This window comes from Paraburkholderia sp. USG1, from assembly GCF_031570135.1.
GTDB lineage: Bacteria > Pseudomonadota > Gammaproteobacteria > Burkholderiales > Burkholderiaceae > Paraburkholderia > Paraburkholderia dioscoreae.
Map to the genome: position 1 here is coordinate 17,554 of NZ_JAMWXW010000012.1, position 19,196 is coordinate 36,749.

At 63.5% G+C, this 19,196-nt stretch carries 16 protein-coding genes and 1 pseudogene; 10 read left to right on the forward strand and 7 right to left on the reverse strand.

Annotation, left to right across the window (positions count from 1 at the left end):
- Positions 1-50 precede the first annotated feature (50 nt).
- Positions 51-692: a VC0807 family protein gene (locus NE850_RS17155; RefSeq protein ID WP_007182310.1), complete on the reverse strand. Its 642-nt coding sequence runs from the start codon at positions 690-692 to the stop codon at positions 51-53.
- 151 nt (positions 693-843) lie between these two features.
- On the opposite strand from NE850_RS17155, the gene arfB reads away from it, so the two are divergent.
- Complete coding sequence (gene arfB, locus NE850_RS17160) at positions 844-1,248, forward strand: alternative ribosome rescue aminoacyl-tRNA hydrolase ArfB (protein WP_007182309.1); 405 nt, start codon at positions 844-846, stop codon at positions 1,246-1,248.
- Here arfB and NE850_RS17165 read toward each other — a convergent pair.
- On the reverse strand, positions 1,245-2,567 hold the full coding sequence (locus NE850_RS17165; RefSeq protein ID WP_007182308.1) for an EAL domain-containing protein: 1,323 nt from the start codon (positions 2,565-2,567) through the stop codon (positions 1,245-1,247). The genes arfB and NE850_RS17165 overlap by 4 nt on opposite strands.
- 545 nt (positions 2,568-3,112) lie before the next feature.
- Between NE850_RS17165 and NE850_RS17170 the strand changes: the two genes are divergently transcribed.
- Positions 3,113-3,403, forward strand: coding sequence for a putative quinol monooxygenase (locus NE850_RS17170; RefSeq protein WP_310698972.1), 291 nt, complete (start codon positions 3,113-3,115; stop codon positions 3,401-3,403).
- 103 nt (positions 3,404-3,506) lie between these two features.
- Here NE850_RS17170 and NE850_RS17175 read toward each other — a convergent pair whose 3' ends face one another.
- From NE850_RS17175 to NE850_RS17185, 3 genes are all read right to left on the reverse strand, one after another.
- Entirely contained in the window at positions 3,507-3,764 is a 258-nt protein-coding gene (locus NE850_RS17175; protein WP_007182306.1) for a hypothetical protein, read from the reverse strand.
- Positions 3,765-4,055: 291 nt separating this feature from the next.
- Entirely contained in the window at positions 4,056-4,295 is a 240-nt protein-coding gene (locus tag NE850_RS17180; protein WP_007182305.1) for a hypothetical protein, read from the reverse strand.
- Positions 4,296-4,543: 248 nt separating this feature from the next.
- A complete protein-coding gene (locus NE850_RS17185; RefSeq protein ID WP_232064138.1) occupies positions 4,544-5,263 on the reverse strand; it encodes a YdcF family protein in 720 nt (239 codons plus the stop codon).
- A gap of 265 nt (positions 5,264-5,528) precedes the next feature.
- Here NE850_RS17185 and NE850_RS17190 point away from each other — a divergent pair, with 265 nt between their 5' ends.
- Complete coding sequence (locus NE850_RS17190) at positions 5,529-5,852, forward strand: hypothetical protein (RefSeq protein ID WP_007182303.1); 324 nt, start codon at positions 5,529-5,531, stop codon at positions 5,850-5,852.
- A 338-nt stretch (positions 5,853-6,190) separates the two neighbouring features.
- Here the strand turns inward: NE850_RS17190 and NE850_RS17195 are convergent, their stop codons facing one another.
- Both NE850_RS17195 and NE850_RS17200 read right to left on the reverse strand, forming a co-directional pair.
- Positions 6,191-6,445: a hypothetical protein gene (locus NE850_RS17195; RefSeq protein WP_007182302.1), complete on the reverse strand. Its 255-nt coding sequence runs from the start codon at positions 6,443-6,445 to the stop codon at positions 6,191-6,193.
- Between the two features lie 313 nt (positions 6,446-6,758).
- A pseudogene (locus NE850_RS17200) lies at positions 6,759-7,154 on the reverse strand (transposase); the annotation flags it as partial.
- Positions 7,155-7,563: 409 nt separating this feature from the next.
- On the opposite strand from NE850_RS17200, the gene NE850_RS17205 reads away from it, so the two are divergent.
- The 7 genes from NE850_RS17205 to infB all read left to right on the forward strand — a co-directional run bounded on the left by NE850_RS17205 (position 7,564) and on the right by infB (position 19,084).
- On the forward strand, positions 7,564-8,466 hold the full coding sequence (locus NE850_RS17205; protein WP_007182301.1) for a LysR family transcriptional regulator: 903 nt from the start codon (positions 7,564-7,566) through the stop codon (positions 8,464-8,466).
- A gap of 311 nt (positions 8,467-8,777) precedes the next feature.
- On the forward strand, positions 8,778-10,004 hold the full coding sequence (locus tag NE850_RS17210; protein WP_165185643.1) for a pyridoxal phosphate-dependent aminotransferase: 1,227 nt from the start codon (positions 8,778-8,780) through the stop codon (positions 10,002-10,004).
- 383 nt (positions 10,005-10,387) lie between these two features.
- Entirely contained in the window at positions 10,388-11,596 is a 1,209-nt protein-coding gene (gene scpB / locus NE850_RS17215; protein WP_007182299.1) for an SMC-Scp complex subunit ScpB, read from the forward strand.
- 64 nt (positions 11,597-11,660) lie between these two features.
- Complete coding sequence (gene rluB, locus NE850_RS17220) at positions 11,661-13,541, forward strand: 23S rRNA pseudouridine(2605) synthase RluB (RefSeq protein WP_007182298.1); 1,881 nt, start codon at positions 11,661-11,663, stop codon at positions 13,539-13,541.
- A gap of 549 nt (positions 13,542-14,090) precedes the next feature.
- Positions 14,091-14,549, forward strand: a complete 459-nt coding sequence (rimP, locus tag NE850_RS17225) for a ribosome maturation factor RimP (protein WP_007182297.1) — start codon at positions 14,091-14,093, stop codon at positions 14,547-14,549.
- On the forward strand, positions 14,546-16,021 hold the full coding sequence (gene nusA, locus NE850_RS17230) for a transcription termination factor NusA (RefSeq protein WP_007182296.1): 1,476 nt from the start codon (positions 14,546-14,548) through the stop codon (positions 16,019-16,021). The genes rimP and nusA overlap by 4 nt, the downstream gene beginning before the upstream one ends.
- 93 nt (positions 16,022-16,114) lie before the next feature.
- Complete coding sequence (infB, locus tag NE850_RS17235) at positions 16,115-19,084, forward strand: translation initiation factor IF-2 (protein ID WP_007182295.1); 2,970 nt, start codon at positions 16,115-16,117, stop codon at positions 19,082-19,084.
- Positions 19,085-19,196: the final 112 nt, after the last annotated feature.

Here is a 19,196-nt window from a genome sequence, read left to right on the forward strand (position 1 = left end):
ATAACTAGACAAACTGAACGGCAGACGGCCGCATTGCGCGCCGGAACCGTTCAACCAGCAGCTCCACCCGACTGCACGCGCGCCTCGACCCGCGCGCGCATGGTCTTTCGATACCACAGCGTCCACAGCGTCAGGCCGCCATAAATGCCGTAGCCGATGAACGGGGAAACCACGAGGAAGCGCTCGATCGGCCAGGTGAGCGCCATCCACGCACGCAGCGCCGTTTCGCCGGTCAGGCCGACGCCCCACACCAGCGTCATCAGGCGCATCGCGGCGACCAGCGCCGGGCGCTCCTGCCACAGCGTTTCGAAGCGCGCGGCGCCGCCTTCCATTTCGCGGGCAACGGTGGCGCGCGCAAGATAGAAGATCAGCGGTCGGCGCATGGGTAGTGAAAGAAGAAACACCACGCCGACCGCGCCAGACACCAGCGACTCGCGCAACAGCAGCATGCGCGGACTGCCGCCGAGTGCCATCGCCGCAACCGAGAGCACGATGCCGGACACCACCATCACGCTCAGCGCGTCGACGCGCCGGAATCGCACGAGTTCGACCAGACTCCAGAGGATCGGCGGCACGGCGGACGCGATCAACGCGCCAGTCTCGCCCAGATGCGGCAGCGCGAGCCGGTAAGCGAGCCATGGCAGCAGGAAGTTGACGGCCAGTTCCAGCACAAAACCCGGACGGAGCTTCATGTGAATTTACGCTGTAAGCGAAAAGCGCAGTATCGATGAAGCGGCGGTGCCGATGCAAATAGTTTTTCGCCTACGCAAGCGCGCCCGATAGTCCGTAATCGGCGTTGGGGCGCACTGTGTACACTCACGTCTTCCAGCCCAATCCCGTGTCATGACATCCCGCTATCCGATCCCATCGAACGAAATCGAACTGACCGCAGTGCGCGCGCAAGGAGCGGGCGGCCAGAACGTCAACAAGGTTTCGAGCGCCATTCACTTGCGCTTCGACGTGCGCGCTTCGTCGTTGCCGGAGGTGTTGAAAATGCGTCTGCTGGCGCTGTCCGATCACCGGCTCACGCGCGACGGCGTCGTGATCATCAAGGCGCAGGAGCATCGGACTCAGGAGATGAACCGCGCGGCGGCGCTGGCGCGACTCGATGAACTGATTGAAAGCGTCAGCGTCACGCGCAAGCCCCGCTTCGCGACCCGGCCGACGCGCGCGTCGAACCTGCGGCGCCTCGACGGCAAGGCCAAACGCAGCGAGATCAAATCCGGCCGCGGCCGGGTGGACGATTAGCGCTTGCCGCCGCGTCCCGCTACCGGGCGCAGGTCCGGCGTGGCGGTGGTCGGCACGAAGTCGACGCAGAGCACATGAGTGCCGTCATGCTCGAACGCGAGAGCGGCGGTATAGCAGTCCTGGCCGTCGGCGAGCGAATAGTGCGGACCCATCATCGCGACACGCCCCGGCGCGGCGAGCGCGTGCTTGAAATAGGCTCGCCGCGACCAGTTGCTGCGCGTGTCGCTATAGAGCGGCGCGAGCCGCAGCGGCGGCGGCGGCACCGAGGCGGCCGTGACCGAAGGCAGGGTCTGCTCGCCCTGTCCGTCGGTGATGAACACACGGCGTGCTTCAGGCAGATGCCACACCTTTTGCGCTGCCTGGCGCAGATCGCCGGTGGCCTGGTAGGTTTCGGCGGCGGCCAGCACCGCTTCAGCGAAACCTTCGAACCCGAGCCGCTGATGGCCGGCATGCCGGCGTTGGTAGTCGGCGAACTTGCTCCACATCGAGTCGATCAGCTCCGGCACTTTCGCGCAGGCCGCCTGCACGGAACTCTTCGGCTGACCGAGCCAGAAACCCTGCACGAAATCGACGTCGGCCTCCATCAGGATCATCAGTTCTTCGTCGGTTTCGACGCCTTCGGCCAGCACCAGCGTGCCTGACTGATGGAGCATCGCGATCAGGTGGCTGATCATCGAGTCGTCGCCTTCGCGCTTGCCGGCGCGCGCGACCAGCGAACGGTCGAGCTTGACGATATCGGGACGGAAGCGCCATACGCGGTCGAAGTTCGAGAAGCCGGTGCCGAAGTCGTCGATCGCGATCAGAAAGTCGCGCGGGTGCGAGGCGGCGAGCATGCTGGCGACGGCGGATTCGTCGTCCGCAGGCTGTTCGAGCACTTCGATCACGATGCGCTCCTGCGGCAGACCGAAGTGCGCCGACAGTTCGTCGATGAACGCGCGTTGCGGCCAGCCGGTTTCGAATACCTGTGGGCGCGTATTCAGAAAGAGCCAGCCGGTGCTGATGCCTTGCTCCATGAAGTTCGCCACGTGCAGGCAGCGCGCGATCCGGTCGAGCTCGCGCGCGTCGGCGGCCGAACGGGTGCCGGAGAAGAGCACTTCCGGCGAAACCGGCAGGCCGACCGGGTCGAACGCGCGCAGCAGCCCCTCATAGCCGACGACGCACTGGTGCGTCACCGACAGCACCGGCTGGAACACGCTGTGCAAAGTCAGCGCGCGCCAGGTCGCGGTCCAGCCGGACTCGTGCCGGGCAAGATGCGGGAGCAGGCCGCTCAGGGTCAATTCGCTGACGGATGGCATAAAGGCGGGCAGGAGAGCGGACATGGCGGCTTCGCGGCAAGCGGATGACGGGGCGCGCTCGACGATTCGGCGCGCAACGGAGGCTCGGCCCTCACGTGTGCGGGGCGGGTCGGATACAGCCCGGGAACGCGCAGAGCAATGCCAGCCATGCTGAACTCCGGCGGATTAATCAAAACCAGTCTAGCAGTTTGCAATTCGCGTGAATGTGCGGGTAATCACAGACGCGGGGTTGTGCCGGCGCTCCTGCCGGATGTCCCGCCGGGCGGTTTCCCAAGGCCGTCCGCCATGCTGCCGCCGGCCTGTCGCACGAGTTTTGCACCCGCTTGCCGTGCGCAAAACCGATTGCCTTCGTCGCAATCAATCGCCTGTATGAAAACGAGCGTAACAGGGCGCCACGCGGACACCCGCCAAACTCCAGGCAAGGGCGGCTCTGACGTAGGGGCGCAGGAACGGGTTATCGGCTCGGCCCCGACGATGCGTGGCCGGCGAAGCCGCCGGCCGGTACGCGGATCCTGCACGTTTGGCGGGCGCCCGGTATGCTGCTGCTTTCTGTGAAACGGAGGTTAGGCATGTCGGAAATCGCGGTGGTCGCAATCTCGGTGGCGAAGCCGGGCTACGAGGAGCAACTGCGTGAGGTGCTCGAAGGGCTGGTCGGGCCGACGCGCAAGGAACAGGGAGCGCTTCAATACGATTTGCACCGCGACGTGCAGGAGCCGCGCCGGTTCGTATTTGTCGAGCGTTGGGAAAGCCAGGAAGCCCTGGCGGCGCATGCGCAATCCGCGCACATCACGGCTTACAGGAAAGTGGTGGCGGACTGGGTCGAGCACGCGGAAGTTCGCGTCGTGTCGAAGATCGCCTGAACGGGCGGGCGGCGACAGACGGCGCGTCGCGCAACGGCGCGCGGGTTGCCGGCCGAATGAGTTGGCCCGGCAAATCCGCGTGCCGTTTGATTACATCGGGCTGTTAATGCGTGGCTTGCGGAACGTCGAGGATCAGGATGATGGTCCAGTCGGCGTCGCCGTCGTGGTGATACTGCCGTTCCGCGACGATGAACGGCTGCTGCTTGCCGTCCGGCCCGAGAAACAGCACGTCGCCTTCCATCGGCAGGCATTCGACGGGCGGCAGCGCCAGAAACGCCTCCTGACCGCCGCGCGGCATCAGTTTTTCGATTTTGCGAGATGCGGCCTCAGTCCATTCGATATCAAGCTGGATGTTGCTCATGCTGTCCTCCGCACCAGGGTGCGCACGGGTTAGGGATTCCGGCTGGGTGCCGGTCGGTGCGCGACTTTAGCACACCGTCGGCTGCGCGCCGCAGGGCTCGAGCGGCCCGTTCGCGCCTGGTGGGCACGCCGCGCTGATCCGGGGCTTGCAAGTCCTTTGCCAGCTGCTTCGCTAGCGCTCTCGCCAGTCGATTAGACAACAAAAAGCCGAAGCCGGCGGTGCCGGCTTCGGCTTTTCACCTCCGCGGCAGGGCCGCAGGTGAGTGAGTAATTGCGCTTGCGACCCGGGTGCTTACGACCCGGCGTCCGCCTTGGGAGCTTTTTTGTGATGCATGCCTCCCTTATGGTGTTTCATTGTCGCGGCCGGTGCGCTTTCCATTGCTTGCTGGCGGTTTTGCAAATCTTGCGCACGCTGCTCGACGTCGGCGGCCTTGGCCGGATCGGTGCTCATCATGACGCCGTTGTCCTGCGCATAAGCCGCGCCCGTTACGGCACTGAGGGAAACCAGGATCGCCAGGGACACTTTCTTCATTGCTACCTCCGCAGAGTGGTTGTGGACCCGAGTAGTTGCCTGTCCAGACGGAAAGACACTGCATTCTAGTCAGCAATATCCGCTCCAGCGGGAGGTTTTGTAAGCGCGATGACAATTCGTTACATCTTGTTACGCTCACGCCCCGTCGCGACACGGGCTGATTTCACGCCCAAGTCACGGCAAGGGTTGAATGCCTAACCACAACCTTCGCATCTCTAAATAAACTGGTTGGTGATGTTGTCTGGATTCTAGAACCAGCCGATTGCACGATAGACATGAAATTGTGCGATCCCGATCAGTTCATGCAACGCGATCTCCGCACTCACCAGATTGTCATAACGCGGTAGTACACCAAGGTGTGCGCGCCGCGCGTTCGAAATCATCGGTTGCGGTGCGAGGCCGAAACGGTGGAAGTCGAGCATGGCGCGCGGCATCTGGTAGGCGGAGGTAATGAGGATCAACGAATCGTAACGTGAGCCCTCCAGAACGGCGGACACGTTGCGCGCGTTTTCATAGGTAGTGCGGCTGCTGTTTTCCAGCACGATGTCCGCGCGCGGCACCTGCTGGCGCAACAGATAAGGCAGATAGGTATCGGCCTCGGTCGCGCGATGCCGCTGCGGATTGCCGCCGCTCACGATGACATGGCATATGGCCGCGGCACGTTTGCAGGCGGCGTAGTTCTGCGCGCTCGCCATGATGCGCGCGAGCACGTCGCGGGGGGGTACGAGCACGTGGTCGTCGTCATAGACCGTGCCGCCGCCCAGCATGATGATGGCAGTGCGCGGAGCGAATCGGGCGGGCGTATCGGTCTGCCAGCGCGGCTGTGCGAGATGCAGTAAGGGTACGGTAAGCCAGCCGGCGGCGAGCAGCCAGAACAAGGCAGCGGTGCAGACGGCGAGCGGCCGTCTGGCACGCTTCCATAGCACGATTGCTGCAAAAAAAAGCGCCAATAAAGTGAATAGAATCAATTTAAATGGGGTAACGTATGTCTTTCGGGACAAATCTACGAGCTTGCTATCGCGCCGCAGCGGTTGCATCGTCGGTTCGTGGACAGAACGCTAACATGGCGTTCAGACGGGGGTTCCGAAAACGAGACCAGGCAGCACCTGGCGGAATTCGGCTGCACCAGTGGCAGCCAGCTTCCAGCCAAGGGCGGGTGCTATGCGCGTCACTGGTGGCGCGGTGACGTGTTGGCATGGATGTGTCATAGCTGCACTTTAAGAAAGAAGTGAGATGACCACGTATTCCAACGAAGCGGTACTTGAAGCGCTGCGGCGGGCGCAATATCGCCAGGTTCCATGGGCCAGAAGGCCGGGCGTCTTTCAATATCTTCGCGCACTAGGCTTGATGGACACCGTTCGGCAGCGCACTGTCGCACCGGCTCCGGGTTTTCATGCACCGGTTGATATCGCCGTGCTCACCGAGCGGGGCAGAGCGGAGTTTGCGCGGCTCGCACACGACGAGCGCCTGCTCAGCTGGACTGCACAGCGAATGAACGACTACGTCGTGGCCACAGCCGACACGCGGCCTGCCGCCGCGCTCGAAGTCCGGCCATAGGTCCGGCAGACTGGCAGGCATTATTTCCCGGCCGCTCGACGCGGCCGGCGTGATTCCATTGCTCCGATCTTCTGCTGTGTAATCCACGTGTGGCACATCGGTGCCGCACCGGACGCTTTGCGCATCTACACGCGCTGGTTACGCACAATAGCTGCAAGAAAGGCTCAAAAAAAAGCCCGTATCGCGAGGATACGGGCGTACCGGAATTACTACTGCCACGCTGCGCTAATGGCGCTAAATCAGACTGCCATAAGGCGGGGTGGTTCCCCCAATTAATCAATATCCGCAACGCTGTCTTGCGGGCGGGCGGAGAATCGCTGTCCATACGCTGAGCATGGCTAATGCCGACGCGTCGGATCCTGGCGAGGCGCCTCCGGCCGTGTGCGCACGTTGCTGGCGATATCGCCGCGCAAATCCCCGCGCGGCGCGGGCGGCGTGAAATCGCGAGCGTGCGTGTCGCCTTGCTGCCAGGCTTCGACGGTGGCCGCACGATCCGGCCGCCAGTTCCAAGCCTGTTGGCGCTGCTGTGCGAGCGCCGGTGCGGCCATCGATGAAACGACAATGCCGCACAGAAGCAGTGACATTGGTTTCATGCTGAGCTCCCGTCAAGCCGATTGACTCAAGGCCTGTTTGCATACACATAAGGTATGCCCAGTCGCGAAAGCACGCTGTAAGTAATAGTAAATGGATGTTTCACCAGCAACTAACGCGCTGCTTCAGACGTCTGAAGCAGCGCACAGGCAGGCTGGGTGTAACAGGAGGGACGACTATGCTAGGCGCGCCGGAGAGCGGTGCCCATGACTGATGCGGCGAGCGCCGGCTTGCAGCGCACGGCGACCCGGGGAACAGATATATGCCGGGCGCCCGTAAGCGCCCGGCAGTGAGGCAGTGAAGCAGTTCGCGTCAGGCCATTTTGACCGGAGCGCGCCACGATTCCGGGTTGGTCCAGAACGCGCCGCGCAGGCGGTCACGGCTCGGCGGTGCCGGCGGTTTCGCAGCGGTCGCGCCAATACGGCCGCGCAGCGAAATTTCGCGGCCGCTCGTGCCGAGTCGCTTAACTATTTCGGCGAGCGTACCATCGGCTTGCCACTCGTCGAAGCGACGGCGGCAAGTCGGCGGCGACGGATAACGGCCCGGCAGTTTGGACCAGCCTTCGCCTGTCGACAGCACCCACAGCACGGCGTTGACAACCGCGCGCGCTTCTACGCGTGGCCGACCGCGCCGTTCGCTCCGTGCTGGCTCCGCACAGAACAACGCCTCGACCAGCGCCCACTCGTTGTCTCTCAAATCGTCGAACAGCATCATGTTTCACCTCAGCGAAGCTAACTCCGGTGCGCTGCCCCGCGCCGCGCACTCTCCATGCACTCGATAGGCGAGTGCCAAGGAGGGTCGGGCTTGCCACGGTCTGCTATGCAGTCAGAATCATGGCGCCGACCCTTGTGTGCAGGTAAATGCAGGAAGTGTGCCAAGTTGAGTCCAACCGCCTGAAAGCCCCGTGACAGCGGGCCAGCGCGGGCGCTAGCTAGGGGCGTATAAGAATCCAAAAAACCCATCTCGCAAATCGGGACAATCACCAATCTTGTGCAATCAGGCCCGACCAGCGTGCGTTCGCGCCTTATTGCTGCATTGCAACGCAATAGTGAAAAACGAATGTGGTGCTGACTTTCGCCATACAATGCGCATCAAATGATGCAATTGATGAGGTTGGTAAATGAATGTCACGCTGCGCCAGCTAAGGGTTTTCATCGAGGTCGCCCGTCTGCAAAGCTTCAGCCGGGCCGGCGATGAAATCGGCCTGACGCAGTCGGCCGTCAGCCGCTGCGTGCGCGAACTGGAGAGCGAGATCGGCCTCAAGCTGATCGATCGCACCACCCGCGAGGTGCAGCTCACGGATGTGGGCGGCAACCTGGTGTCGAGCGTGTCGCGTCTGCTGACGGATCTGGACGACGCACTGCGAGAGATCCGCGAAATTGGCGAGCAGCGTCGCGGACGGGTGGTGGTGGCCGCGAGCCCGACGGTGGCGTGCCGCCTCATGCCGCGCGTGGTGGCCGCGTGCGGGCAGCAGTTTCCCTACGTCGCCCTGGGTTTGCGCGACGACGTGCAGAGCGACGTGGTGCGCAAGGTCAAGTCGGGCGAGGTCGACTTCGGCGTGATCATCGGCCCGTTCGCCGCTGACGACCTGCTCAGCGAATCGCTGATGACGGATTCGTTCTGTGTCGTTTGCCGCGACGATCACCCGTTGGCGGCACAGGAGCGGATAGCGTGGACGGATCTGGAAGGCCAGCAGCTCGTCATGCTCGACTACGCGTCGGGCAGCCGGCCGATCATCGACGCCGTGATGCAGGAATACGGCGTGAGCGCCACGGTGGTGCAGGAGTTGGGGCATTCCGCGACCGTTTTTGGGCTGGTCGAGGCGGGCGTCGGCGTGAGTGTGCTGCCGTGGCTGGCATTGCCGCTGCCGGCGGGGGCTTCGCTGGTTGCCCGGCCGCTCGTGCCACGTGCCGAGCGAACGGTCGAACTGGTGCGCCGGCGTGATCGCTCGCTTTCGCCGGCGGCGGAGGCGGTGTGGGGGCTGATTCGTCAATTGCCGGGGCGGGCGGAGGACTTGGCCTAGTGGTTTGGGGTGCGGTGAGCGTGATGTTTCCCGGAGCTTGGCGAGCGCTTGTTGGGGAGGTGGTGCGCGTTGAATGGCCCTTCCCGTGGTTGATCGTCCACGGAGATTTCGAGGCGGCGAATGCGCAGTCGGCGGCTTTGAAGTTAGCGAATTCGCGTTCGGCGTCCTTAAGTCCGGCGCTCATAAACCGGGTGCTCTTAAACCAGGCGTTCTTAAATCCGGCGCCTTCGCCGTCTCGAAACGAAGCGCCACGCTAAACTGTCGCCTCCGCTGAATTTCACTCCATGCCCTTCACCCGTCTGGAAGCATCAATGAGCGAATCGGATCTGCCTGTGCCATCCATCCCTAATGCGCGCGACGCCGTGCGCGCGCTGCGTCCTTCGCAGATCCGTGAAGTCGCCAACGCGGGCTTCGGCGTCGACGACGTACTGCCTTTCTGGTTCGGCGAGTCCGACCGCGTCACGCCGGCCTTTATCCGCGACGCCGCGAGCGCAGCGCTGGCCGCGGGCGCGACCTTCTACACGCACAATCTGGGCATCGCGCCGCTGCGCACCGCGCTCGCGGGCTATGTCAGCAACCTGCACGGCGCGACGTCGCCGGAGCATATCGCGGTGACGAGCGCGGGCGTCAATGCATTGATGCTTGCGGCGCAACTCGTGGTGGGCGCGGGCGACCGCGTCGTCGCGGTTACGCCGCTCTGGCCGAATCTGGTCGAGATTCCGAAGATTCTCGGCGCGCATGTCGAAACCGTCGCGCTCGGCTATGGCGAGCACGGCTGGCAGCTCGACCTCGAGCAATTGCAGGCGGCGCTGACGCCCGACACGAAAATGCTGCTGATCAACTCGCCGAACAATCCGACCGGCTGGGTGATGAGCCGCGACGAGCAGCGCGCCGTGCTGACGCATTGCCGCCGCCACGGCATCTGGATCGTCGCGGACGAGGTCTACGAGCGCCTTTACTATGCGGACGCCGATCCCGCCGATCCCGAGGCGCCCCCGCGTACCGCGCCGTCGTTCCTCGATCTGGCCACGCGCGACGAACGCGTGATCTGCGTCAATTCGTTTTCCAAGGCGTGGTTGATGACAGGCTGGCGGCTCGGCTGGATCGTCGCACCCGCCTCGTTGAAGGACGATCTGGGCAAGCTCGTCGAATACAACACCTCGTGCGCGCCGGCGTTCGTTCAGCACGCGGGCATCGCGGCCATCGAGCAGGGCGAATCCTTTACGCGGGAACTGGTGCATGACCTGAAAGCGTCGCGCGACCATCTGGTGCGCGCGCTTAGCGCCGTGCCCGGCGTCGACGTGAAGGCGCCGCCAGGCGCGATGTACCTGTTTTTCTCGATGCCCGGCGCGGCGCACAGTCTGGAGCTGTGCAAGGCGATGGTGCGCGGCGTGGGACTCGGCGTGGCGCCAGGCAGTGCGTTTGGTCCGCAAGGCGAGGGCTTCGTCCGCTGGTGCTATGCCTGCGACACGGCGCGGCTGGACGAGGGTGTCGAGCGTCTGAAACGGTTCCTCGCGCAGCAGACGACGGCCCGCTGACTGCGGGGCGGAAAAGGCGGCTGCGCAAAACAATTTTGAGCAAACTTGAGCAAAGCGGGGCGAACAACAGCCGAAGAACGCGGCTTTCCGTCCAATTAAGCCTGTTTTTTCGCCAAAGCACGTCCGTCAAGGCGGCGCCGGAAAATGCGCGGGGGATTTCATCTTTACGCACTGATTGTTTTTGCGTAATATGGCGCTCAGTCACGCGATTCCTTTCAGGAATATCGCTGCTCCGTCCGGCTGGGTTTGGTTCGATTGTCTGTTTCGCCTCCCCCCGGTGCGTGCTCCCATCAATATGACCGATCAGAATCGGGCGAGCGCGTCTTCAGTTCCACATCGTCTGTTTGATCCGGTTCTTTGACCACAGGGTCTGACCTAGCTGCATGAATACCCAAGAGGCGAAGATCGTCCTCGAGACTGCCTTGATCTGCGCGCAGGAGCCGTTAAAGCTCGGCGAGTTACGCAAGCTCTTTGCCGACGGCGTGTCGGCAGACACCGTTCGGACTTTGCTCGAAGACCTCAAGCAGGATTGGTCTGGGCGCGGTGTGGAGTTGGTCGGGCTGGCGTCGGGCTGGCGGTTTCAAAGCAAGCCCGCAATGCGTTCGTATCTGGATCGCTTGCATCCTGAGAAACCGCCGAAATATTCGCGCGCGGTACTCGAAACGCTCGCGATCATTGCCTACCGGCAACCCGTCACGCGTGGCGATATTGAAGAGATTCGCGGCGTTACGGTGAATACGCAGGTCGTCAAGCAGCTCGAAGATCGTAACTGGATCGAAGTGATCGGTCATCGTGACGTGCCGGGCCGTCCCGCGCTGTACGCGACTACGCGGCAGTTCCTCGACGATCTCGGGCTGACGGCGCTCGACGAATTGCCGCCGCTTGCGGATCCGTCAGCGCAGTTGAACGCGGATCTGCTCGGCCAGCATGCGATCGAGTTCGCAGACGCCGATACCGTGCAGGCCGTGACCTCGGACGAAGATGGCGCGCTTGAAGAACAGGTGGATTCTGGCGTAATTGAAGCGGGCGCTGCCACTGACACGGTTGTCGGCACGGCTGCGACTGGCGAGTTGCAGGATATTTCTCCGGCCGTGGGCGAGCCGCTGCAGTCCGGTTTCGCAGACGCAAGCGCGGATAGCCATGCCGATGATAGCCAGCCCGAGACGGCAGGCGAGACGTCGGGAACGGAAATCGCTGGCGAGCAGGCTGAAGCGCATCAGAAGCAGCACGCTGAGCCGGTGGAATCTGGATACGTGGCCGAAGTGGCCGGTAGCGCAGTGGAAATCGCACCGGCATCCGGGTCGCATCCGGACGCGCCTGGTGCGCCCGCCGCGCAGGAACATGCCCAAACGGCACACGTGGAACACGTTGCACCGCAGACCGGCTCCGCCGGGTCCGCAGAGAACCACGATCCGGTCTCCCAGACCGATCCGGCAATACCCGCGCACGACTCGGGCGTACTCCGCAATACGGAGCACGCCGCCGAGCCGAACCCGACCAAGGCGGCGCACGGCGATCCAGAGGATCGTCGCGATGCGGCGCAGGACGCAGGCATTCTGACCGACGACGAACCCGAGTCGCGCAGCGCCTGACGTAACCGAACTTTTTTTGCCACGCCCGCAACGGGCGTGCGCGACCTGACATTTTGAGGTTGTTTTGACACATACCCACGACACCGATTCGTCCGAATCCGAGCGCGCCGTGCCGTCGGCTCGCGCCGACGAAACGCGCACCACGCAAGCGTCGGCAGGCGAGGGCGAGCGCCCGGCGCAGACCACGGAAGCAGACGGTGAAGACCGTCCGCGCCGCGGCCTGCGTCGCGGGCCGCGCAGCCTGATCGCGCGGCGCCGCGCCGGCGCGAAGACGAAGGGCGCCGAAGGCGCCGCCGCGCAGGAGGCGCCGGTCGTCGGCGAGGCACCACCGGACGGCGAGGTCGTTGCGCAAGTGCGTATGCCGCGCAAGGATGCCGGTGCCAAGGGTCAGGGATCGCGGCGCAATGCAGGCGGCGCGCGCCGCGAAGGCGCACCGCGTGAAGGCGCCGCACGTGAAGGCGCACCGGGCGAAGGCCAGCGCGAGCGTCAGCCGCGCGAAGGCGGCCAGCGTCAGAACCGCCGCGGCGGTGAAGCGCCGGCGGTTGCGACGGAAGCCGGTCAGGACGATCTGTTCTCGTACGTCACGTCGCCCGCGTTCGACGCGGACAACAGCGCCACCGGCGGGGTGCGCGCTCCGATGCTGCGTCGTGGCAAGCCGGCCGCGCCCAAGCGCGTGCTCGCCGCGGACGACGACGCACCGAAGCTGCACAAAGTGCTGGCTGAAGCCGGCATGGGTTCGCGCCGTGACATGGAGGAGTTGATCGTCGCCGGCCGGGTGTCGGTGAATGGCGAGCCGGCTCATATCGGCCAGCGCATCATGCCGACCGACCAGGTTCGCATCAATGGCAAGCCGGTCAAGCGCAAGCTGGCCAACAAGCCGCCGCGTGTGCTGCTGTATCACAAACCGACCGGCGAAATCGTCAGCCATGCCGATCCGGAAGGCCGTCCTTCGGTGTTCGACAAGCTGCCGCCGATGAAAACCGCCAAGTGGCTGGCGGTCGGCCGTCTCGATTTCAACACGGAAGGTCTGCTGATGCTGACCACGTCGGGCGATCTGGCGAACCGTTTCATGCACCCGCGTTATAGCGTCGAGCGTGAATATGCGGTGCGCGTGGTCGGCGAACTGGCCGAAGGCATGCGTCAGAAGCTTCTGCACGGCGTCGAACTGGACGACGGCCCGGCGAACTTCCTGCGGATTCGCGACGGCGGCGGCGAAGGTACCAATCACTGGTACCACGTCGCGCTCGCCGAGGGGCGTAACCGCGAAGTGCGTCGTATGTTCGAAGCGGCCGGCCTGATGGTCAGCCGCCTGATCCGTACTCGTCACGGTCCGATCTCGCTGCCCAAGGGCCTCAAGCGCGGCCGTTGGGAAGAGCTGGAAGACAACCAGGTGCGTGCGCTGATGGCGTCGGTGGGTCTGAAGGCGCCGACCGAAGAGCGAGGCAGCCGCAACGCGGCGCCGGAGCGCAAGCAGCCGGATCCGATGCAAACGTCGATGGGTTTTATTAACCGTGAGCCGGTGTTGATGTCGCATGGCCGTTTCGATCAGCAGCCGCCACGCGGCCAGGGTCGGCGCGGTGGTGCGGCAGGCGGCGGTTTTGCTGGTGGCGCGGGCGCGGGTTTCGGCGGCGGCTATGGCAATCGCGGCGCCGGCCGCAGCGCCGGCGGCTTCAGCGGCCCGATGGGCGGGGGTGGGGGTGCGGGCGGCCCGCGTGGCGGCCGTGAAGTCGACGGCAACCGCGCGCCGTCGGGCAATGGCAATCGTGCGGCAGGCGGCGGCAAGCGTGTCGGCGGTGCGGGTGCCAATCCGGGCAATGGCGGCAACAACCGCGGGCCGGCCGGCAATCGGGGCGGCAATGCCAACCGCGCGGGCGGCGGAAACGCCAGCCCCGGCGGTGCAAATCGCGGTGGCGGCGCACCGCGCGGCCGTTCGCGCGGCCGTTGAGCAGTGGTCGTCGAGCGATAAGCGGGTCATGCATGGCGGTCGGCCACTGATCGTTCTTTAGCGATTGTCTCCAGCCACCGTCATTGTCGATCGACGCGACCTGAGTTTCGTGCCTCTCTCAGTTTTCATGCGGCACATAAAACCGTAGCATCGGTGGAAATGGGGGCGGATTTCACTTGCCCCGCCGGTCCCGTGTGAATACGGGGCGGCGCGAGCCGCCTTGCAAAAGGCCGGAAGTGTCGCCATATCGTTGCAGGATTCGCATGAAATCAAGCGGAAATGCGCGTTGGGCGGCGTTCTGCGGTTTGCGTTTGTCCTGAAAAATGGCTACAATCGCGAAGTCGCTGGGCGTGCGGCTTTTTATGTGCGGCTCAGGTGCGACCACCGGTAATAAGATGATGGGCGTTTAGCCCATTTTTTTTTGCCGCTCAGTTCTCAGTGGTTCGGCATCTCGGGTAGCACGAACGTGCGCCGGCTTGGCGCGCGGCCCGCATTGGTTGTTTGCAGAACAGGCGGCAGGCTCGCTGCGCGAACATCTAAGAGGGCATTGTGCAACTGACGGAACTGATTGAAACCACGGTCGTGGGACTCGGCTACGAGCTCGTCGATCTCGAGCGCACCGGGCGCGGCATGTTGTGTATTTATATCGACCAGCCGGCCGGCATTGCGATCGAAGACTGCGAGAAAGTCACGCGTCAGCTCCAGCACGTTCTGACGGTCGAAAATATCGATTACGAGCGGCTTGAAGTATCGTCGCCCGGTCTCGACCGCCCGCTGAAGAAACTGGCGGATTTCGAACGCTTCGCAGGCAGCGAAGTGGTAATCACATTGAAAAAGCCATTGGACGGACGGAAATCGTACCGGGGCATCCTGCATGCTCCGCAAGGCGAGACGATCGGTCTGGAATTTGAAGGGAAGGAAGGCGCCGCGATGCTCGATTTCACGCTCGCGGACATGGACAAAGCACGCCTCGTTCCGAAAGTTGACTTTAGGAGCCGCAAACAATGAGTCGCGAAGTGTTGATGCTGGTGGATGCGCTGGCACGCGAGAAGAATGTCGACAAAGACGTGGTATTTGCCGCGCTCGAAGCGGCTCTCGCTTCGGCCTCCAAGAAACTCTTCGAAGAAGATGCGGATATCCGCGTCCATATCGACCGTGAAAGCGGCGAGCACGAAACGTTTCGCCGCTGGAAAGTGGTGCCGGACGAAGCCGGTTTGCAGGAACCGGATCAGGAAATCCTGCTGTTCGAAGCACGCGAGCAGAAGCCCGAGATCCAGCTCGACGAGTACATCGAAGAGCCGGTGCCGTCGATCGAGTTCGGCCGTATCGGCGCGCAGGCCGCCAAGCAGGTGATCCTGCAGAAGGTGCGCGACGCCGAACGCGAACAGATCCTGAACGACTTCCTCGAGCGCGGCGAGCACATCATGACCGGCTCGGTGAAGCGCCTGGATAAAGGCAACTTCATCGTCGAAACTGGTCGTGTCGAGGCGCTGCTGCGCCGCGACCAGCTGATTCCGAAGGAAAATCTGCGCGTGGGCGACCGCGTGCGCGCCTACATCGCGAAGGTCGATCGCACCGCTCGCGGTCCGCAGATCGAACTGTCGCGTACGGCGCCCGAATTCCTGATGAAGCTGTTCGAGATGGAAGTGCCGGAAATCGAACAGGGCCTGCTGGAAATCAAGGCAGCCGCGCGGGATCCGGGCGTGCGCGCCAAGATCGGCGTGGTCGCATACGACAAGCGCATCGATCCGATCGGCACCTGCGTCGGCATTCGCGGTTCGCGCGTGCAGGCTGTGCGTAACGAGCTCGGTGGCGAAAACGTCGACATCGTGCTATGGTCGGAGGATCCCGCACAGTTTGTGATCGGCGCGCTCGCGCCGGCAGCCGTCCAGTCGATCGTCGTCGATGAAGAAAAGCATTCGATGGACGTCGTCGTAGACGAAAACGAACTGGCGGTCGCGATCGGCCGCAGCGGCCAGAACGTCCGTCTTGCCAGCGAACTCACCGGCTGGCAGATCAACATCATGACGCCGGACGAATCTGCGCAGAAGCAGAATCAGGAGCGCGGCGTACTGCGTGACCTGTTCATGGCGCGTCTCGATGTCGACGAAGAAGTGGCCGACATCCTGATCGACGAAGGCTTTACGAGCCTCGAAGAGATCGCCTATGTGCCGCTCAACGAAATGCTCGAAATCGAGGCATTCGACGAAGACACCGTTCACGAACTGCGTAATCGCTCGCGCGACGCGCTGTTGACGCTGGCGATCGCGAATGAAGAAAAGGTCGAAAATGTAGCGCTCGACCTGAAGAGCCTGGACGGTATGGACGCCGACCTGCTCGCAAAACTGGCCGAACATCAGATCCAGACGCGCGACGAACTCGCCGAGCTGGCTGTGGATGAACTGGTCGAGATGACCGGAATGGAAGAGGATGCCGCTAAGGCGTTGATCATGAAAGCACGTGAACACTGGTTCCAGTGAGAAATGACCATGGCGCACTAAATTGAAGCGGCCGTCAGGCCGCATGACCCGATGCTAACCGCAAGGAATCGGTCCTTGCATTAAGAGGAATGAATGGCGAGTAACAACGTAGCCCAATTTGCCGCGGAACTGAAAATGCCTGCAGGCGTGCTGCTTGAGCAGCTGCAGGCGGCGGGCGTCACAAAAGCGAGCGAAGACGACAGCTTGTCCGAAACGGACAAGGCGCGTCTGCTCGACCACTTGCGCAAGTCTCACGGCTCGACTGATGCTGACAAGCGCAAGATCACGCTGACGAAACGGCATACGTCGGAAATCAAGCAATCCGATGCGACGGGCAAAGCTCGCACCATTCAGGTCGAGGTGCGTAAGAAGCGCACTTTCGTCCGCCGCGACGAAACCTCCGCCGAAAACGGAGATGCATCGAATCATGTGGCCGAGGCCGACGTCGACGATCTCGAACTCCAGCGTCGTGAAGAGGAAGCTCGTCACGAAGCCGAACTGCTCGAAAAGCAGGCTCAGGAGCTGAAGGCTCGCCAGGAACAACTCGAACGCGAAGAAGCGGAACGTCAGGCGCGTGAAGCGGCTGCCGAAGCCGAGCGTCGCCGCGCCGAAGAAGAAGCAGCGAAGAAGCGCGCAGCGGCTGCGGCCGAGGCGGCGGCTCGCGAGCAGCAGACACAGGCTTCGAAGCCCGCGCAAGCCGCGCAACCGGCAGCCGCAAAGGCGGAGCCGGTAGTGGCCAAGGCAGCGGAGCCGGTGGTCGCCAAGCAAAGCGAGCAGGACGACGAGCGCGCTGCCGCAGAACGTGCAGCGCAACGCGAAGCCGCGAAGAAAGCAGAAGACGCAGCGCGTCAGGCTGCCGAGAAAGCGCGTGCCGAGCAGGAAGAAATTGCCAAGCGCCGTGCCGCGGCTGAAGCCGAAGCGCGCGCGATTCGCGAAATGATGAACACGCCGCGCAAGGCGCAGGTCAAGGCGCCGGAACCGGCACCGAAGCCCGCTGAGCCGGCCAAGGCCGCGGAAGCCAAAGGCACGCTGCACAAGCCGGCGCGTCCGGCGGGCGAGGCACCGGCCCGTCCGGCAGCCAAGAAGCCGGCTGCTGCGGCTCCCGCTGCCACGACCACGCCTTCCGCCGGCGACAAGAAGAAGCCGGGCGGCGGCAAAGGCGGCTGGCAGGACGACGCAGCCAAGCGCCGCGGCATCAAGACGCGTGGCGACACGAGCGGCGGTGTCGATCGCGGCTGGCGCGGTGGCCCGAAGGGTCGCGGCAAGCATCAGGATCAGAACACCACGTTCCAGGCGCCGACCGAACCGATCGTGCGTGAAGTGCACGTGCCGGAAACCATCACGGTCGCCGATCTGGCGCACAAGATGGCGGTCAAGGCGTCGGAAGTCATCAAGTCGATGATGAAGCTCGGCCAGATGGTCACGATCAACCAGATGCTGGACCAGGAAACGGCGATGATCATCGTCGAGGAACTGGGCCACCACGCGGTTGCGGCCAAGCTGGACGATCCGGAAGCCATGCTGGTCGAAGGCGAAGTGTCGGATGCGGAATCGCTGCCGCGTCCGCCGGTCGTCACGGTCATGGGTCACGTTGACCACGGCAAGACGTCGCTGCTCGACTACATTCGCCGCGCCAAGGTCGCAGCGGGTGAAGCGGGCGGGATTACGCAGCATATCGGCGCCTATCACGTCGAAACGCCGCGCGGCGTCATCACGTTCCTCGACACGCCGGGTCACGAAGCCTTTACGGCCATGCGTGCTCGCGGTGCGAAGGCGACCGACATCGTGATTCTGGTGGTGGCAGCCGACGACGGCGTGATGCCGCAAACGAAGGAAGCCATCGCCCACGCGAAGGCAGGCGGCGTGCCGCTCGTCGTCGCGATCAACAAGATCGACAAGCCGGATGCGAATCCGGAGCGCGTCAAGCAGGAACTCGTCGCTGAAGGCGTCGTGCCGGAAGAATACGGTGGCGATTCGCCGTTCGTGTCGGTGTCGGCCAAGACCGGCGCGGGCATCGACGATCTGCTCGAAAACGTGCTGCTGCAAGCCGAAGTGCTGGAATTGAAGGCACCGGTCGACGCGCCGGCCAAGGGTCTCGTCATCGAAGCGAAGCTCGATAAGGGTAAGGGTCCGGTTGCAACGATCCTGGTGCAGTCGGGTACGCTGAACCGCGGCGACGTGGTGTTGGCAGGTAGCGCTTACGGTCGCGTGCGAGCCATGCTCGACGAAACCGGCAAGCCGACCAAGTCGGCGGGTCCGTCGATCCCGGTCGAAATTCAGGGTCTCTCGGAAGTCCCGCAGGCTGGCGAAGAAGTCATCGTCATGCCGGACGACCGCAAGGCGCGTGAAGTCGCACTGTTCCGTCAAGGCAAGTTCCGCGACGTCAAGCTGGCCAAGCAGCAGGCCGCCAAGCTCGAGAACATGCTGGAACAGATGGGCGAAGGCGAAGTTGCGTACATGCCGCTCATCGTCAAGGCCGACGTGCAAGGTTCGCAGGAAGCGTTGGTGCAGTCGCTGCTCAAGCTTTCTACCGACGAAGTGCGCGTGCAGATCGTGCACGGCGCCGTGGGTGGCATCAGCGAGTCCGACGTCAACCTGGCAACGGCTTCGAAGGCGGTCATCATCGGCTTCAACACCCGTGCGGACGCGCAGGCTCGCAAGCTGGCGGAAAGCAACGGCGTCGATATTCGCTACTACAACATCATCTATGACGCAGTGGATGACGTGAAGGCCGCGATGTCGGGCATGCTGGCACCGGAGAAGCGCGAAATCGTCACGGGTACGGTCGAAGTGCGTCAGGTCTTCAAGGTACCGAAGATCGGCGCGGTGGCCGGCTGTATGGTCACGGACGGCTTCGTCAAGCGCTCGTCGTCGGTGCGCGTGCTGCGCAACAACGTTGTCATCTTCACGGGCGAGCTCGATTCGCTCAAGCGCTTCAAGGACGACGTGAAGGAAGTCCGTCAGGGCTTCGAGTGCGGTATGTCGATCAAGAACTTCAACGACATCGTCGAAGGCGATCAGTTCGAAGTCTTCGAGATCACCGAAGTCGCGCGTACGCTGTAATTCACGCGGCACGGCTCTAGGGGGCGGAGCGGGCTTTAACGCCCGCTCCGCCCGTTGTTTTTGGTGCTACACGTTTGTCGCGCAGAGCGCCCGCCGTCAAGCTTTCGGTCGT

What these genes read in the sequence shown, in the direction of transcription:
- NE850_RS17155 (WP_007182310.1), bottom strand. Translation starts at nt 692, where the DNA reads ATGAAGCTCCGTCCGGGTTTTGTGCTGGAACTGGCCGTCAACTTCCTG.
- arfB (WP_007182309.1), top strand. Translation starts at nt 844, where the DNA reads ATGACATCCCGCTATCCGATCCCATCGAACGAAATCGAACTGACCGCA.
- NE850_RS17165 (WP_007182308.1), bottom strand. Translation starts at nt 2,567, where the DNA reads ATGTCCGCTCTCCTGCCCGCCTTTATGCCATCCGTCAGCGAATTGACC.
- NE850_RS17170 (WP_310698972.1), top strand. Translation starts at nt 3,113, where the DNA reads ATGTCGGAAATCGCGGTGGTCGCAATCTCGGTGGCGAAGCCGGGCTAC.
- NE850_RS17175 (WP_007182306.1), bottom strand. Translation starts at nt 3,764, where the DNA reads ATGAGCAACATCCAGCTTGATATCGAATGGACTGAGGCCGCATCTCGC.
- NE850_RS17180 (WP_007182305.1), bottom strand. Translation starts at nt 4,295, where the DNA reads ATGAAGAAAGTGTCCCTGGCGATCCTGGTTTCCCTCAGTGCCGTAACG.
- NE850_RS17190 (WP_007182303.1), top strand. Translation starts at nt 5,529, where the DNA reads ATGACCACGTATTCCAACGAAGCGGTACTTGAAGCGCTGCGGCGGGCG.
- NE850_RS17195 (WP_007182302.1), bottom strand. Translation starts at nt 6,445, where the DNA reads ATGAAACCAATGTCACTGCTTCTGTGCGGCATTGTCGTTTCATCGATG.
- NE850_RS17205 (WP_007182301.1), top strand. Translation starts at nt 7,564, where the DNA reads ATGAATGTCACGCTGCGCCAGCTAAGGGTTTTCATCGAGGTCGCCCGT.
- NE850_RS17210 (WP_165185643.1), top strand. Translation starts at nt 8,778, where the DNA reads ATGAGCGAATCGGATCTGCCTGTGCCATCCATCCCTAATGCGCGCGAC.
- scpB (WP_007182299.1), top strand. Translation starts at nt 10,388, where the DNA reads ATGAATACCCAAGAGGCGAAGATCGTCCTCGAGACTGCCTTGATCTGC.
- nusA (WP_007182296.1), top strand. Translation starts at nt 14,546, where the DNA reads ATGAGTCGCGAAGTGTTGATGCTGGTGGATGCGCTGGCACGCGAGAAG.
- infB (WP_007182295.1), top strand. Translation starts at nt 16,115, where the DNA reads ATGGCGAGTAACAACGTAGCCCAATTTGCCGCGGAACTGAAAATGCCT.